General features: G+C 74.3%; 11 protein-coding genes. 5 read left to right on the forward strand and 6 right to left on the reverse strand.

Annotated features, from left to right (window positions below; all coding sequences use genetic code 11):
* Nucleotides 1-4 precede the first annotated feature (4 nt).
* On the reverse strand, nucleotides 5-694 hold the full coding sequence (gene ftsE, locus ACIRQF_RS34700; protein ID WP_046910798.1) for a cell division ATP-binding protein FtsE: 690 nt from the start codon (nucleotides 692-694) through the stop codon (nucleotides 5-7).
* A 225-nt stretch (nucleotides 695-919) separates the two neighbouring features.
* Between ftsE and ACIRQF_RS34705 the strand changes: the two genes are divergently transcribed.
* Nucleotides 920-1,105: a hypothetical protein gene (locus ACIRQF_RS34705; RefSeq protein ID WP_376637865.1), complete on the forward strand. Its 186-nt coding sequence runs from the start codon at nucleotides 920-922 to the stop codon at nucleotides 1,103-1,105.
* 121 nt (nucleotides 1,106-1,226) lie between these two features.
* Here the strand turns inward: ACIRQF_RS34705 and ACIRQF_RS34710 are convergent, their stop codons facing one another.
* From ACIRQF_RS34710 to ACIRQF_RS34725, 4 genes are all read right to left on the reverse strand, one after another.
* A complete protein-coding gene (locus ACIRQF_RS34710; RefSeq protein WP_404098569.1) occupies nucleotides 1,227-1,895 on the reverse strand; it encodes a hypothetical protein in 669 nt (222 codons plus the stop codon).
* Between the two features lie 394 nt (nucleotides 1,896-2,289).
* On the reverse strand, nucleotides 2,290-3,402 hold the full coding sequence (gene prfB, locus ACIRQF_RS34715; protein ID WP_376637867.1) for a peptide chain release factor 2: 1,113 nt from the start codon (nucleotides 3,400-3,402) through the stop codon (nucleotides 2,290-2,292).
* A gap of 43 nt (nucleotides 3,403-3,445) precedes the next feature.
* Nucleotides 3,446-4,687: a serine/threonine-protein kinase gene (locus ACIRQF_RS34720; protein WP_376637868.1), complete on the reverse strand. Its 1,242-nt coding sequence runs from the start codon at nucleotides 4,685-4,687 to the stop codon at nucleotides 3,446-3,448.
* Nucleotides 4,688-4,814: 127 nt separating this feature from the next.
* Complete coding sequence (locus ACIRQF_RS34725; RefSeq protein WP_389758493.1) at nucleotides 4,815-6,599, reverse strand: serine/threonine-protein kinase; 1,785 nt, start codon at nucleotides 6,597-6,599, stop codon at nucleotides 4,815-4,817.
* A gap of 480 nt (nucleotides 6,600-7,079) precedes the next feature.
* On the opposite strand from ACIRQF_RS34725, the gene ACIRQF_RS34730 reads away from it, so the two are divergent.
* The 4 genes from ACIRQF_RS34730 to ACIRQF_RS34745 all read left to right on the forward strand — a co-directional run bounded on the left by ACIRQF_RS34730 (nucleotide 7,080) and on the right by ACIRQF_RS34745 (nucleotide 14,559).
* A complete protein-coding gene (locus ACIRQF_RS34730; RefSeq protein ID WP_404098574.1) occupies nucleotides 7,080-10,688 on the forward strand; it encodes an FtsK/SpoIIIE domain-containing protein in 3,609 nt (1,202 codons plus the stop codon).
* Nucleotides 10,689-10,807: 119 nt separating this feature from the next.
* A complete protein-coding gene (locus tag ACIRQF_RS34735) occupies nucleotides 10,808-12,175 on the forward strand; it encodes an ABC transporter substrate-binding protein (RefSeq protein ID WP_404098577.1) in 1,368 nt (455 codons plus the stop codon).
* Between the two features lie 3 nt (nucleotides 12,176-12,178).
* The gene (locus tag ACIRQF_RS34740) at nucleotides 12,179-13,603 is read left to right on the forward strand and encodes a carbohydrate ABC transporter permease (protein ID WP_404098580.1); all 1,425 of its coding nucleotides are present in this window, start codon (nucleotides 12,179-12,181) and stop codon (nucleotides 13,601-13,603) included.
* Nucleotides 13,600-14,559, forward strand: coding sequence for a carbohydrate ABC transporter permease (locus ACIRQF_RS34745; RefSeq protein ID WP_382484638.1), 960 nt, complete (start codon nucleotides 13,600-13,602; stop codon nucleotides 14,557-14,559). Before ACIRQF_RS34740 ends, ACIRQF_RS34745 begins: the two co-directional genes overlap by 4 nt.
* A 280-nt stretch (nucleotides 14,560-14,839) precedes the next feature.
* On the opposite strand, the gene ACIRQF_RS34750 is transcribed toward ACIRQF_RS34745, so the two are convergent.
* On the reverse strand, nucleotides 14,840-15,454 hold the full coding sequence (locus tag ACIRQF_RS34750) for a TetR/AcrR family transcriptional regulator (RefSeq protein ID WP_376637874.1): 615 nt from the start codon (nucleotides 15,452-15,454) through the stop codon (nucleotides 14,840-14,842).
* Nucleotides 15,455-15,543: the final 89 nt, after the last annotated feature.

Genomic DNA, 15,543 nt, shown 5'->3' on the forward strand with positions numbered 1-15,543 from the left:
TCGCTCAGTGCTGGTAACCGTAGACGCCGCGCGCCTGGTCGCGGACGAGGCGACCCTTCTCCAGCTCGATGACGCGCTTGCGCATCTGGTCGACGATGTTCTGGTCGTGGGTCGCCATGACGACGGTGGTCCCTGTCCTGTTGATGCGGTCGAGCAGCTTCATGATGCCGACGGAGGTCTGCGGGTCGAGGTTGCCGGTGGGCTCGTCCGCGATCAGCAGCATGGGGCGGTTCACGAAGGCCCGGGCGATGGCGACGCGCTGCTGCTCACCGCCGGAGAGCTCGCCGGGCATGCGGTCCTCCTTGCCGCCCAGTCCGACAAGGTCGAGGACCTGGGGGACGGCCTTGCGGATCTCGCCGCGGGGCTTGCCGATGACCTCCTGGGCGAAGGCCACGTTCTCGGCGACGGTCTTGTTGGGGAGGAGGCGGAAGTCCTGGAAGACGGTCCCCAACTGGCGGCGCATGTGCGGCACCTTCCAGTTGGACAGCCGGGCGAGGTCCTTGCCCAGGACATGGACCTGTCCCTGGCTGGTGCGCTCCTCGCGCAGGATCAGCCGCAGGAAGGTCGACTTTCCGGAGCCGGAGGAACCGACGAGGAAGACGAACTCCCCCTTCTCGATCTCCAGGGAGACATCCCGGAGCGCGGGGCGGTTCTGCTTCGGATAGGACTTGGAGACGTTGTCGAATCGGATCACGGATGCACCACGGTCGGCCGGGAGTAGGTGTGCGTGACCATACGCGAACGGGGATAGCCCGCGCAGTCGCGGTCCGGGCTTGTGTGCTTTATCCTTTTCATCCCTCCGATCGCGGTTCCGTGGGGCGCGCCGAAAAGCCGCGGAGCTGGCACAGTGGTAGGGGAACGCGCGGCTCCCCCGGAGCGTTCTTCCGGTGAGGATCCCCGTGCGGGAGGAGGAGAGCGCATGACCTATGACCGACTGGTGTGCGCCAACTGCGCGGCCCCCGTCGCGGAGGGCCGCTGCCCCGTCTGCCGCGCGAACCGCGAGCGACTGCCCCAGCCGACGGGCCTGACCCCGGCGATGCTGCTGACCCTGGTGATCGCGCTGGTGGCGACGATGGCCCTGCTGGCGGCCCTGAAGGGCACGTAGACCGCCCGTGCAGCAGCAGAAGGGCCCGGACCCCCTCGGGGGGTCCGGGCCCTTCTGTACGTCCCTGCGGCCCGCGCCGGGCCCGCGTGGGCGCCTAAGCGCCTACGCGGCCCTCACGGACTCAGACAGCGGCACGCCCGCCGCCGACGAGGCGCGGCAGGAAGCGGAAGCCGATGCCGCCGGCGATCATGGTGGCGGCGCCGATGATCAGGAACGAGGTCTCGGCGGCGCCGGTCTCGGCCAGCTCCTCCTTGGCCTTGCCCTGCTCGACGGGCTGCGAGCCGGCGTTGTTGGTGCCCGGGTTGTTGTCGACGCACTCGGCACCGTCGAGGTCGACGGTGCAGGTGCCGGCGCCGTTGTCGTCGTCGTCGTCATCGCCCGGGGTCGTGGGCTGGCCGGTCGGCTTCGGGTTGTCCGTGGGCTTCGGGTCCCCCGTGGGCTTCGGGTTGTCCGTGGGCTTGGGGTCCTCGGTCGGCTTCGGGTCCCCCGTGGGCTTGGGGTCCTCGGTCGGCTTCGGGTCCTCCGTCGGCTTGGGGTCCTCGGTCGGCTTCGGGTCCTCCGTCGGCTTGGGGTCCTCCGTCGGCTTGGGGTCCTCCGTCGGCTTCGGGTCGCCCGTCGGCGTCGGGCAGAGCGTCGGGTCGATCTCGCAGGTGGGCGGCTCGTCCTCGGTACCGAGCGTGACGCTCACACCCACGGCCTGCGCGGCACCGGCCGCCGTCAGCGACGCACCGGCGGCGATGACCACACCGGCGGCGACCCGCGCAAAGCGGACCCGCGTCTTCTTCGTCATCTGGCTGCTACCCCCAGTAGCTCAAATTCGTCTGTAGAGCTGCGCTCGGGGCTTCGGGCACCGGGGGCGGTCGCATGTGCTGGGCCTGTCCCCGTTTCACACGCGCCCCAGAACACGCATGCTGCGTGTCACCCTTCCGAGTTTCCGATGGCTCGTCAAGGTCGTTGCGCGTGCGATGCCCGAAAGATCCACTTCTGCCCGCCATGCGGGGATGCAACTGTGACGTAAACCCGGAACTCCCGGCTCCCCTATGGCAGTTCGCATGTCGACAAAGCGTCAGGATCACCCATCCGGCGCTTGCGGCAGCGAATTCGACTGCGCGGCTCTCGCCGGAAACGAGACGGGCCCCGCTCACCATCGGTGAGCGGGGCCCGCCCCATGAGAAGTCCGGAGACTACTGCGTCTGCTCCTGCTGCTTGCGCCAGCGGATGCCCGCCTCCAGGAAGCCGTCGATCTCGCCGTCCAGGACGGACTGCGGGTTGCCGACCTCGAACTCCGTGCGGAGGTCCTTGACCATCTGGTACGGGTGCAGGACGTACGAACGCATCTGGTTGCCCCAGGAGCTGCCGCCGTCGCCCTTGAGCGCGTCCATCTTGGCGCGCTCCTCCTGGCGCTGGCGCTCGAGGAGCTTGGCCTGGAGGACGTTCATGGCGCTCGCCTTGTTCTGGATCTGGGAGCGCTCGTTCTGGCAGGAGACCACGATGCCGGTCGGGAGGTGCGTGATGCGCACCGCCGAGTCGGTGGTGTTGACGCCCTGGCCGCCGGGGCCGGAGGCGCGGTAGACGTCGACGCGGAGGTCCGAGTCGTCGATCTCGACGTGGTCGGACGACTCGACGACCGGGAGGATCTCGACGCCGGCGAAGGAGGTCTGGCGGCGGCCCTGGTTGTCGAAGGGCGAGATGCGGACCAGGCGGTGGGTGCCCTGCTCGACGGAGAGGGTGCCGTAGGCGTAGGGGGCCTTGACCACGAAGGTGGTCGACTTGATGCCGGCCTCTTCCGCGTACGAGGTCTCGTAGATCTCCGTCGAGTAGCCGTGGCGCTCGGCCCAGCGCAGGTACATGCGCTGGAGGCGCTCGGCGAAGTCGGAGGCGTCGACGCCGCCGGCCTCGGCCCGGATGTTCACCAGGGCCTCGCGCTCGTCGTACTCGCCGGAGAGGAGGGTGCGGACCTCCATCTCGTCGAGCGCCTTGCGCACCGCCGTGAGCTCGGTCTCGGCCTCGGCCCGGGTGTCCGGGTCGTCCATCTCCTCGGCCAGCTCGAACAGGACCGCGAGGTCGTCGATGCGGCTCCGCAGCGCCTCGGCCTTGCGGACCTCGGCCTGGAGGTGCGAAAGCTTGCTCGTGATCTTCTGCGCGGCCTCGGGGTCGTCCCACAGGGACGGGGCCGCGGCCTGCTCTTCGAGCACGGCGATGTCTGCCCTCAGCTTGTCGAGGTCCAGGACGGCCTCGATCGACCCCATGGTCGAGGAGAGGGACTTCAGCTCTTCGGATACATCGACGACTGCCACGCGTCCAGCGTAACGGCTCGTGGCAAGGACCTGGACCCCGCGACTACGGCCGTGCCGACGGGCGGCTGTCCTGGGGCGGGGTCTCGGCGTCCCCGGAGGCCGCGAGATAGCCGCCCGCGCCGAGCGCGCCCGCGATCACCACGGCCGCGACCGTGAGGGTGATCCGGCGCTTGCGGACGGCGTCGGCCTTGTGCCGGGCGGAGCCGGGCCGCCGGGCGCCGGCCGGGCGCGGGGCCCGGGCGGTGCCGAGGGGGCCGCCGGAGAGCTCGTCGGGGCCGGGGACCCGCATGGAGGTGTGGGTGTCCCGGTTGGAGTCGGTGGAGGCGCCGGGGACGAGCGGGACGGCGGCGCGGCGGGGCGCGGGCTCGTCGGCGCCCCCCTTGGCCGGGTAGGGGTCCTCGTCGTACGCCGGCTCCGCCGCGGGGTCGGCGTCCGGTTCGTCCACGTCGAGCGGCGGGATGCCCTTGAGCATCGGCAGCACGTCCCGCAGCCGGGTCCCGAGCTCGGAGGCGCGCAGCCGGGAGGCCGGGGCCTTGGCGAGGCACTGGACGATCAGCTGCCACAGCTCCTCGGGGATGCCGGGCAGCGGGACGACGGTCTCGGTGACGTGCCGGCGCAGGACGGCGCCGGAGTGGCCGCCGCCGAACGGGGTGAAGCCGGCCAGCAGCTCGTACAGGACGGTCGCGAGGGCGTAGATGTCGACGGCGGCGCGCGGCGGCAGACCCTCGACGATCTCGGGGGCGAGGTAGTCGGGGGTGCCGATGATGCGGGTGGCCTTGGTGCGGCCGGGGGTGTCGATGAGCTTGGCGACGCCGAAGTCGGTGAGGAGCGCCGGGTGGGATCCGCCGGGGCCGAGCGGGCCCTCCATGTCGAGCAGGATGTTCTCGGGCTTGACGTCGCGGTGGACGACGCCGGCCTTGTGGGCGGCGGCGAGGCCGTCGGCGACGTCGGCGATGATCGCGACGGCGGCCTCGGGCGCGAGCCGGCGCTCGCGGTCCAGGCGGGTGCGCAGGTCGGTGCCGCGGACCAGGTCCATGACGAGCGCGAGGTCGTTGCCGTCGACGACGAGGTCGCGGACGGAGACCACGTGGGGGTGGTCGAGTCCGAGCAGCGCGGTGCGCTCCTGGACGAAGCGGCCGACGAGCTCCTGGTCGGAGGCGAGGTCCTCGCGCAGCAGCTTGATGGCGACGGGGCCCTCGGGGCCCTCGCCGAGCCACACCGTGCCGGCGCTGCCCCGCCCGAGGATCTGGTGGGCCGTGTAGCGGCTGCCGATATTCCGTGCCAAGACTGCTCCCTCAGCGGCTGCGGTTCGCGTCAAAGTTACGCGGCCGAGGGCGCCGACCGGCACTTCCGAGGGGAAATCACCCCTCGGAAGTCGACAAAGCGACAGAATCGCCGGTGTTTACCGGTCCTTACTGGCCCGTACCGCCGCCGGAGCCGTTGCCCGACCCGGTGTTCGCGCTGTCGAAGAGCTTGGAGGCCCAGTCGGTGAAGGAGCTGATCCCGTCGCCGATCGCCTGCCAGTAGCCCTTGCCCTCGGCGACCCAGTCCTGCAGCGGGGTGAGCTCCCAGATGAGCCAGCCGGCGATCACGAAGAGCACGATCGTGAAGAGGCAGCCCTTGAGGCAGCCGAGGCCGGGGATGCGCATCGGGTTGGCGCCGCGCTGGCGCGGCGGGCGCGGCTCGCGCGCCGCCGGGGCGGGCGCGGGGGCCTGCGGGGGCGGCTGCGGGGGCACGTACTGCTGCTGGGGCGGCTGGGGCGCGTACTGCTGCCGCTGCGGCGGCTGCGGGGCGTACGGCTGGGGCTGGCGGCCCTGCTGCTGGTACGGCTGCGGCGGACGCTGCTGGTACTGCTGCGGCTGCTGCTGGTACGGGGGCTGCTGCTGGTACTGCTGCGGCCCTCCCTGCGGCGGCTGCGGGCGGCGCTGCGGACGCCGGCGCAACGGGTCCTCGCTCGGGTCGAGGTACTGCACCTGGGTCTGCTCGTTGCGGTCGCGGAGCGCGCCCAGCTGGGTCTGCCACGGGTGCGGCTGCTCGGCCGGCGGGTCCTGCGGCACGGGCGGCATGACCGCGGTCGGGTCGGCGGCGTCCGCCGGGCCGCGGCCGGTGGTGGGCAGCATGGCGGTCGGGTCGGCGGCGCCGGGAGGACCGCCTGCCGGGCCGTTGACCGGCAGCACACCGGTCGGCGCCGCGGGGTCGTACTGCGGCGGCTGCGGGGCGCCGCTCGGCAGGACCTGGGTCGCGCCGGCCGGGTCGACGCCCGGGACCTCGGGGACCGGCGCCGGGGCCGGGTCGGGCGCGAGGAGCGCGCCGACGCCGTCGGCGGCCTCGATCTGGGCGGGGGTGGCGTGCACGCCGATGCCGGCGGCGACCGTACGCAGCCCACGGGCCAGGTTCTCGGCGCTGGGCCGCCGGTCCGGGTTCTTGCTGAGGCAGCGCTCTATCACCGTCCACAGCGGTCCGGGCACGGTCGAGGGCCGGCGCGGCTCCTCGCTCAGGTGCCGGTGCAGGACCTCGAGGGCGGTGCCGCCGGCGAACGGCGGCCGGCCGGTGACCAGCTCGTACAGCAGGATGCCGGCGCCGTAGATGTCGACGGCGGAGGTCTGCGGGCGTCCCTCGGCGGACTCGGGGGCCACGTAGGCGGGGGTGCCGACGAACTCGTGGGTGCGGGTCAGGCCCGGGGAGTCGGCGAGGCGCGCGATGCCGAAGTCGGTGAGCATCGGGAACATCGCGCCGTCCCGCTCGGCGAGCAGCACGTTCGCGGGCTTGAGGTCGCGGTGCACGACGCCGTCGGCGTGGCTGGCGGCGAGCGCGTCCGCGATCTGCGCGGTGAGCAGGGCGGCGGCGACCGGGGTGAGCGGGCCGTTCTCGCGGATGTAGCGGTGCAGGTCGGGGCCCTCGACGAGGTCCATGACCAGGGCGAGGACGTCGCCCTCCACGACGAGGTCGCGGGTGCGCACGATGTTGGGGTGGGTGAGCCGCAGCAGCACGGACCGCTCGCGCAGGAAGCGCATCACGATGTCCGCGTCGTTGGCCAGCTCCTCCTTGAGGACCTTGATCGCGACGGTCTCGCCGGGCTGCCCCGCCACCGCCGCCTCGGCGCCGGCCGTCTCCCGCTGGCGGGCTCGCCAGACGGTGCCCGTGGCGCCGCGGCCGAGCGGCTCCTCGAGCAGGTACTTGCTGCCGATAGGCCGCACGTCACGCGCTCCCTGCTGATCGTGGTCCTGGGGTCCCAGGTCCTGGGGTCCCCGGGGTGGTTCGTCGAAGTGTCCCCGGGGTCCCTGTGTGTTTCTGTGTCCCGTCCGGGTGTCCGACCCACTTTAGTGCCGCCGAACGGGTCACCGACGGTCGGCGAGACGGCCGATTCCGATGCCGTACGTGTCCGGAAAGAAGACGCCCGGATCGCGCCGGGGGTTGCCGGAAGCACCGCGAGACATACGCAACCAGGCGAATTACCGTCCGGAGTGGCGTCGAGCGCGACCGAACAAGATCACTTCCGGGCGACCCGGGGGCGGGTTGTCAGTGGCAGGTGCGAGGATGCCTACAGCACGTCGTGTCGGGGGTCGGGAGCCCCCGCGCCGTGCCGACCTGTACCGGACGACGCGTCCGTGCCGGGTGGGGGGAGCGAGTGGGATTCCCCTGCCGGGTGCGCCGCGCAGAAGGGACCGCTGACGGCGATGCAGATCCGGCTGACCGTCCTCGCGCCGAACGCCGGCCACGGCGCGGGGCGCGCCTGCGACGTGCTCGTCACCGCGCCCGCGGGGACCGAGCTGGCCGCCGTGGCCTCCTCCCTCGCCGCGGCCGTCTCCGTCCCGGACACCTCGTCCTCCGGGACCACCGTGCTCTACGCGGGCGCGGAGCGTCTGGACACCCGCCGCTGCCTGCTCGGCGTGCCCCCGCTGGTCGACGGCGCCGTGCTCTCCCTCCAGGTGCCCGGCGCGGACGACGGCGTCGGCGAGGGCGCCCCCGCCCGGCTGCACGTGGTGGCCGGACCGGACGCCGGCGGAGTGCATCTGCTGCACGGCGGAGCGATCAGAATCGGCCGTTCTGTCGACGCGGACGTGCCGCTCGACGATCCGGACGTCTCGCGCTCCCACTGCACGGTGACGGTCGGCGCGGACGGCCGTGTCACGGTCACCGACCCGGGCTCCACGAACGGCACGAGCGTCGACGCGGTCCCCGTCGGCCCGGAGCCCGTCCGTTTCCCGCCCGGCTCCCTGCTGCGGGTCGGCGAGTCCGCCCTGCGCCTGACCGGCCCCGGCGGTACCGGCGAGACCGACCGGGCGCTGCCCACCGCCGCGGACGGCGAGGGCCATCTGCGGGTGGCCCGCCCCGAGACGGCCGGCCCCCTCGCCCCGGCCGGCGCGGGCCCGGCGGCCTACGCCCCGCCGTACGCGACGGGCGCGGGCGCCGAGGACGCCACGCACGGCGCCGGCATCGCGCACACCGACGTCGAGGGGCACGCGCGCGCGGAGGACCCCGCCGAGGGCCCGGGCGAGATCGAGGCGCACAGCAGGACCCGGCAGACCCGCAAGCGCGGGCTCGGCGCCTGGGCCCGGCGGCTCGCGGGCGGCCGCGAGGAGCCGTCCTCCGGCGAGTACGGGGTCGAGCCCGTGCCCGCGTTCGCCGGCGCCGTCCCTGGGACCGCCCCCGGCGCGGGACCCTCGCCCGACAGCTGGCCCGATCCCGCCGCCGTGCTGCTCACCGCGCTCGGCCCGGGACCGCGCCTGTGGGAGCGGGGCCCCGAGCATCCCGAGACCCTCGTGGTGCGCCTCGGCACCACGGACCGCGCCGAGCTGTCCGGGGTGCCCGTCACCGTCGGACTGCGCGAGGCCGGCTCGCTCGGCCTCGCCGGACCCGCGCCCCGGCTCGCCGGGCTCGCCCGCTCCGTCGTCGCCCAGCTCGCCGCCCTGCACTCCCCCGCGGACCTGGAGATCGTGCTGGTCAGCGCCGACCGGAACCGCCCGCTGGAGGAGCGGCGCCGGGCCTGGGGCTGGCTGGGCTGGCTGCCGCACGTCCGGCCCGCGCACGGCCAGGACTGCCGGCTGCTCCTCGCGTACGACCGCGAGCAGGCGCACGCGCGGCTGACCGAGCTCACCCGCCGCCTCGACGACGGCCCGCTCGGCCCGGGCTGGCCGAGCGCCGACCGGGCGGCGGTCGCCGAGGCCGCCGCGCGCTACGAGGGGCCCGCGACGGTCGTGGTCGTCGACGGCGACCCGGGCTCCGCCGCGCTCCGGGAGACGGCGGCGCGGCTCGCCGGGGCGGGCGCCGCCGCCGGCATCCATCTCGTCTGTCTCGCCGAGGCGCCCGCCGCCTCGCCCGCGTCGCCGGTCGCGGCGACCTACGAGGAGGCCTGCGCGGCCTCCTTCGCCTTCCGCGAGTGCGGGGCCGCGGCGCTGCTCAGCGGCGACGTGGCCACGGCGCTGCGGCTGCTGCGCACGGCCGGCGGCCGGGTCGCCGGGCACGGCACGGTCGGCGTGGTGGACGCGGTGTCCGTCGCGTGGGCCGAGCGCTTCGGACGGGCCCTCGCCCCCCTGCGTACGGAAACGGCCGGCGGCCCCGGACCGGGGCGCGCGGCCGCCGCGCTGCCGCCCTCCGCCCGGCTCCTCGACGAGCTGGGCCTGGCCCGGGCCACCCCGGCCTCGCTGATGGCCCGCTGGGCCTCCTCGTCGGACGGCACGGCCGTCCTGGGCGCCGGACCCCGCGGTCCGGTCGCCGTGGACCTCACGCAGGAGGGCCCGCACCTGCTGATCGAGGGCCCGGCCGGCAGTGGCCGCACCGAGCTGCTGCGCTCGGTCGCCGCCTCCCTCGCTGCCGGCGGCCGCCCCGACCGGCTGGGGCTGCTCCTGGTCGACGGTGCGGGCGGCGAGCGCGGCGAGGGCCTCGCGGCCTGTACGGAGCTGCCGCACGTCACCGAGCACCTGGTGGCCTCCGATCCGGTCCGCATGCGGGAGTTCGCCCAGGCCCTGGGCGCCGAGCTGAAGCGCCGCGCCGAGCTCCTCGGCGACACCCACTTCGCGGACCGGCGTTCCGGCCGCCTGATCGGCCAGCGCTCGCCGAGCCCCGCCGAGTCCCTCCCGGCGGGCGCGCGCGCCACGGCCCGCATCCCGGACGCCCGGACGGGCGGGGCCGACCTGTCCGACGCGGGCAGCGGCCGCGTGTCCCGCACCGGCGCCACGCCCCTGGGCGACCGCACCCCACCCCCGGGCCCGGACCTCCTCGGCGACCGTCCGAGCGGCCGCACCCTGCGGGTGGCCCCCGACGGTGCGGTCGGCGACACCCCGAGCGGTCGCCTTCCCCGGCACGGCGCGGCCTCGTACGCCGACCGGACACCGCCCCCGGGCTCGGACCTGCTGGGCGACCGCCCGAGCGCCAGGACGTACCGCACCGGAAGCGGCGGCGGGACCGACCGGACGCCGCCACCCGGCTCGGACCTGCTGGGCGACCGCCCCAGCGCACGGACGTACCGCACGGGCGCGGGCGCCATCGACGACGCGCCCGGCGGCCGCACCCACCGCGCCACCACGGGCGAGGTGTACGACCAGGACGGCGGGTCGGGCCACCGCACCCCGCCGCCCGGCTCCGACCTGCTCGGCGACCGCCCGAGCGCAAGGACCTACCGCACGGGCACGGGCGCGTTCGACGACACGCCCAGCAGCCGCACCCTGCGCACGGACGGGGCGGGCGCGGGCGAGCCCGGTGCCGCGCAGCCGGGCACCCGGGCCGGTGCCGCCGAAGGCGCCGGCGCGCTCCCGCGGCTCGTCGTCCTCGTCGACGACTTCGACGCGCTGGTCGCGCCCGCGCTCGGCGCGCCGGGACGCCCGGCGGCCGGGTCCGTGGTGCGGGCCCTGGAGGCCGTGGCGCGCAACGGGGCGCGGCTCGGGGTGCATCTGGTCGCCACCTCGGCGCGGCCGGACCGTACGGCGGACACGGAGCTGGCGCACGGGGCACGGCTGCGGATCGTGCTCGACCCGCCGCCCGCGGCGCCCGGCCAGGCCCCGGACGAGCCGCAGCCCGGTCGCGGCCGGCTGGGGCATCCGGACGGCCGGGTGACGCCGTTCCAGACGGGCCGGGTCACCGGGCGCATCCCGCGCACGGCCACCCAACGGCCCACGGTCGTCCCGCTGGAGTGGGAGCGGATGGGCGACCCGCCCACCCGGCGCCCGGTCCGCGAGCTGGGCAACGGGCCCACGGATCTGGCCCTGCTGGCCAGCGCTCTCGACCGTGCCGCGCGGTCCGTGGAGGCCACTCCCGTGGCACCGCTCACCTCCCCCACCCACGCCTGACGACACGTCACGAGCCGATCACGATCCCCCGTTCGACACGGAAGGCGGTATTGCGGGCCTCCGGCACCGGGCGTAGACCTGAGCGCGGGATCGGTACACGTGGGAGAGGCGGGGCTCGGATGCGTAACGGCAGAACTCTTCGACTCGGCGTCGTGGCGGCCACCACGGCCGCCGTGCTCGCGGCCGCGGGCTGCGGCGGCGCCGACGACGGCGGAGGTACGGGCGCCGCGCCCGGCACGAAAGCCCCCACGAACGGGTCCGGCCTGGCCTTACCGTCCCTGAAGGGCGAGAAGATCGAGGTCGCCGCCGTCTGGACCGGCCCCGAGCAGGCGAACTTCACGAAGGTCCTCAAGGAGTTCGAGGAGCGCACGGGCGCGACCGTCACCTTCGTGCCCGCCCAGGACCCGATCGTGAACTTCCTCGGGACCAAGATCGCCGGCGGCTCGCCGCCGGACGTGGCGATGCTGCCGCAGGTCGGCGCGATCCACCAGGCAGCGGCCCAGAAGTGGATCAAGCCCTTGGGCCCGGAGGCGAAGGCCCAGCTGGCGAAGAACTACTCCAAGGGCTGGCAGGACCTCGGCGCGGTCGACGGCACGGCGTACGGCGTCTACTTCAAGGCCGCCAACAAGTCCCTCGTCTGGTACAACGCCGCCGCGTTCGACAACGCGGGCGCGAGCGAGCCGAAGACCTGGAAGGACTTCCTCGCCACCGCCGAGACGATCTCCGCCTCCGGCGTCACGCCGGTCTCGGTCGGCGGCGCGGACGGCTGGACGCTCACCGACTGGTTCGAGAACGTCTACCTCTCGCAGGCGGGCCCGGAGAAGTACGACCAGCTGGCCAAGCACACCCTGAAGTGGACGGACCCGTCGGTCGCCGAGGCGCTGACGACCCTGGCGGGGCTGTTCGGCAAGCCGGCCCTGCTCGCGGGCGGCACGAACGGCGCGCTGCAGACCGAGTTCCCGGTCTCCGTGACGCAGACCTTCACCGGCGGCGACCGGGCCAAGGCGGCGATGGTCTTCGAGGGCGACTTCTCGGCGGTGAACATCGCGGAGACCGGCGCGAAGATCGGCACGGACGCGAAGGTCTTCCCGTTCCCGGCCGTCGGCGACGGCGCGGCCCCGGTGGTGACCGGCGGCGACGCCGCGGTGGCCCTGAAGGACACCAAGGGCGCACAGGCCCTGCTCACCTTCCTGGCCTCGCCCGACGCGGCGAGGATCTGGGCGGCCGAGGGCGGCTTCCTGTCCCCCAACAAGGCGCTGGACCCGGCGGCTTACCCGAACGACGTGCAGCGCACGATGGCCACGTCGCTGATCGGGGCGGGGGACGGCTTCCGCTTCGACATGTCGGACCAGATGCCGCAGTCGTTCGGCGGGACGCCCGGCAAGGGTGAATGGAAGGCGCTCCAGGACTTCCTGAAGAACCCGAAGGACATCGCCGGGACACAGGCCCGGCTGGAGGCCGAGGCCGCCAAGGCGTACAAGGGCTGAGCCGTGACCGGCACCGAAGCGCACGCATCGCCCGACGGCCGGGCGGCCGCGGACGGGTCCGGCACCGGAGGCCTCGTCCGCGCCGGAGGTTCCGGCCGCACCGCACGCTCCGGCCCGCCGGGCCGGAGCCGCCGCCGCGGCAACCGCACCACGCTCACCGCCGCGGCCTTCCTCCTCCCCGCCCTCGTCCTGCTCGGCGCGCTCGTCGTCTACCCCATCGGCTTCTCGGTCCAGCGTTCCTTCTTCGACCGGTCCGGAGACTCCTTCGCCGGCCTGGACAACTACGTCACCCTGTTCACCGACGAGTCGATCCGCACGGCCGTCCGCAACAACCTGATCTGGGTGGTGGTCGCCCCGACCGTGGCGACGGCGCTCGGCCTCGTCTTCGCGGTGCTGACCGAACGGGTGCGCTGGGGAACGGCGTTCAAGCTGGTCGTCTTCATGCCGATGGCGATCTCGATGCTCGCCGCCGGCATCATCTTCCGGCTGGTGTACGAGCAGGACCCGGACCGCGGGGTCGCCAACGCGGTCTGGGTCGGCGTGCACGACACCTTCGCCGAGGCATCGGTCTTCCCGCGCGCCCGCCCGCTCCCCGTGCACCCGCTGGAGGCGGCGGGCGGCGGGGCGTACGTCACCAAGGCCCCGGTCCGTACGGGGGAGATCGCCCGGCTGCCGCTGGTCGGCGTGGCCCCCGCCCAGATGCCCGGGGACGCGCGGCCGGCCCGTACCCCCGCCCCGGCGGACGAGGGCGTCACCGGGATCGCGTGGCTGGACTTCACCCGCGGCGGTGGCGGACGCCCGAACGCCGTGGATCCGAAGGAACTCGGCCTGAAGGGGCTGCGGATCGAGGCGGTGAAGGACGGTCGGGTGGTCGCGCGGGCCACGGCCGGCGCCGACGGCACCTTCACGCTTCCGGCCGCCGCCGACGGGGCCCTCCTGCGGCTGCCCGCGAGCAATTTCCGCGAGCAGTACAACGGCGTCGAGTGGCTCGGCCCCACGCTCGTCACGCCGGCCATCATCGGGAGTTACGTGTGGATGTGGGCCGGCTTCGCGATGGTGCTCATCGCCGCCGGGCTCGCGGGCCTGCCGCGCGAACTCCTGGAGGCGGCGCGGGTGGACGGGGCCAACGAGTGGCAGGTGTTCCGCAGGATCACGGTCCCGCTGCTCGCGCCGGTCCTCGGCGTCGTCCTCGTCACGCTGATGATCAACGTCCTGAAGGTCTTCGACCTGGTCTTCATCATCGCGCCGGGCTCGGCGCAGGACGACGCGAACGTGCTGGCGCTCCAGCTCTACCGCTCGTCCTTCGGCACGGACGCGGACCTCGGGGTCGGCTCGGCCATCGCCGTGCTGCTCCTGCTGCTCGTCCTGCCGGTGATGGCGGTCAACATCCGTCGTGTCCGCCGCGCGCGAAGGGAGACCCGCCGATGAGCGGCGAGACGATCCGGCCGGCCGGCAGCCCGGTGGGCCCTCCGGCCGATGGGAGGGCGAGCGGCTCCGTGAGCGGCGCAGCGGGCGGCCCCGGGGGCGGGAGGGCGAGCGGCGCGGTGTCCCGGATCGCCGCCCGCGCCGCCTCCGGCGGGGTGCGGATCCTGCTCGTCCTGGTCGCCCTGTTCTGGCTGATGCCGACGGTCGGGCTGCTGATCTCCTCGCTGCGCTCGCCCTCCGACATCGCGTCGGGCGGCTGGTGGCAGGTGTTCACGGCCCCCGCGCAGCTGACCACCGAGAACTACCGCCACCTCCTCTCCAACGAGGCGATCACCGACTCCCTCGTCTCCACCGTCCTGATCACCGTCCCGGCGACGCTCCTCGTGGTCGTCATCGGCGCCTTCGCCGGGTATGCCTTCGCGTGGCTGGACTTCCCCGGCAGGGACTGGTGGTTCCTCCTGGTGGTGGGGCTGCTGGTGGTGCCGGTGCAGGTGGCGCTCGTGCCGGTGTCGAAACTGTTCGGCGCGGTCGGCATCTTCGAGACGACGCTGGGCGTGGTGCTGTTCCACACCGCCTTCGGGCTGCCGTTCGCGATCTTCCTGCTGCGGAACTTCTTCGCGGAGATCCCGCGCGAACTCCTGGAGGCCGCGCGGCTCGACGGGGCCGGCGAGGTACGCCTGTTCACCCGGGTGGTGCTGCCGCTAGGCGGCCCGGCGCTGGCCTCGCTCGGGATCTTCCAGTTCCTGTGGGTGTGGAACGACATGCTGGTGGCGCTGATCTTCGCGGACGCCCAGTCGCCGCCGATCACGGTGGCGTTGCAGCAGCAGGTCCGGCAGTTCGGCAACAACGTCGACGTGCTCGCGCCGGGGGCCTTCGTCTCGATGGTGATCCCCCTGCTGGTCTTCTTCGCCTTCCAGCGGCAGTTCGTGTCGGGCGTGATGGCGGGCGCGGTGAAGTGACGCGTACGGCGCGGCGATGCGGGCCTTGCGGCGCGGTGGAGTGACGCGTACGGCCCGGTGATGCGGGCCTTGCGGCGCGGTGGAACGAGCCGTGCGGCCCGGAGATGCAACCCGCGGGCGGCACGGTGGGGCGAGCCGCGCGGCCCGGTGATGCAACCGCGGGCGGCACGGTGGGGCGAGCCGTGCCGCACGGTGGTCCGGGCTGTGCCGCACGGGCGTGGGGCCCTTCGAAGCGGGGGGCGCGCCTACGGTCCCGGGGGTCACGCCCTCGGGCGCGGTCTCACGCCGTCAGCGCGGCGACCGCCGAGCGGGCCAGGTCGTCGAGGTAGCCCTTCGGCGGCTCGGTGCGGACCACGACGAGCCGCCAGTAGAGCGGCCCGATCACGAGGTCGAGGGCCCGGTCGGGGTCGGCGCCCGCGGGCAGTTCGCCGCGCTCGACGGCCGCCCGGACGACCTGGGCGACGACGCCCTGCTGGGGGTCGAGGAGGGCGGCCTTGAGGGTGTCGGCGATCTCGGGGTGCCGGACGGCCTCGACGAGCAGGTCGGGGATGACCTGCGAGGCCACCGGGTGGCGCAGGGCGTGGGAGGCGACCTCCAGGAGGGCGCGGACGTCGCCGTGCAGGGAGCCGGTGGCGGGCGCGGGCAGGCCCTGGAGGGCCACCGCGCCGACGAGGTCGAGGACGAGCGAGAGCTTGGACTTCCAGCGCCGGTAGACGGCGGTCTTGCCGACGCCGGCGCGGCGGGCGATGCCCTCGATGGACATGCGGGCGAAGCCGACCGCGGCCAGCTCCTCGAAGACGGCGGCGCGGATGGCCTCGGTGACGTCCTCCCGGAGCACGGCGGCTCCCGCGGGGGCGCGGCGAGGGGTTCCCGAGGGTCCGGAGGGTGTCGTCATGCACAGGATCCTAACCAGCGGTCACGCGGCGGGGCGCGAGACGACGACACGGTTGCGTCGCGACGTGAGAGCGTCCTACTCTCCTCGTA

This window comes from Streptomyces sp. NPDC101191, assembly GCF_044767915.1.
Classification (GTDB): Bacteria; Actinomycetota; Actinomycetes; order Streptomycetales; family Streptomycetaceae; genus Streptomyces.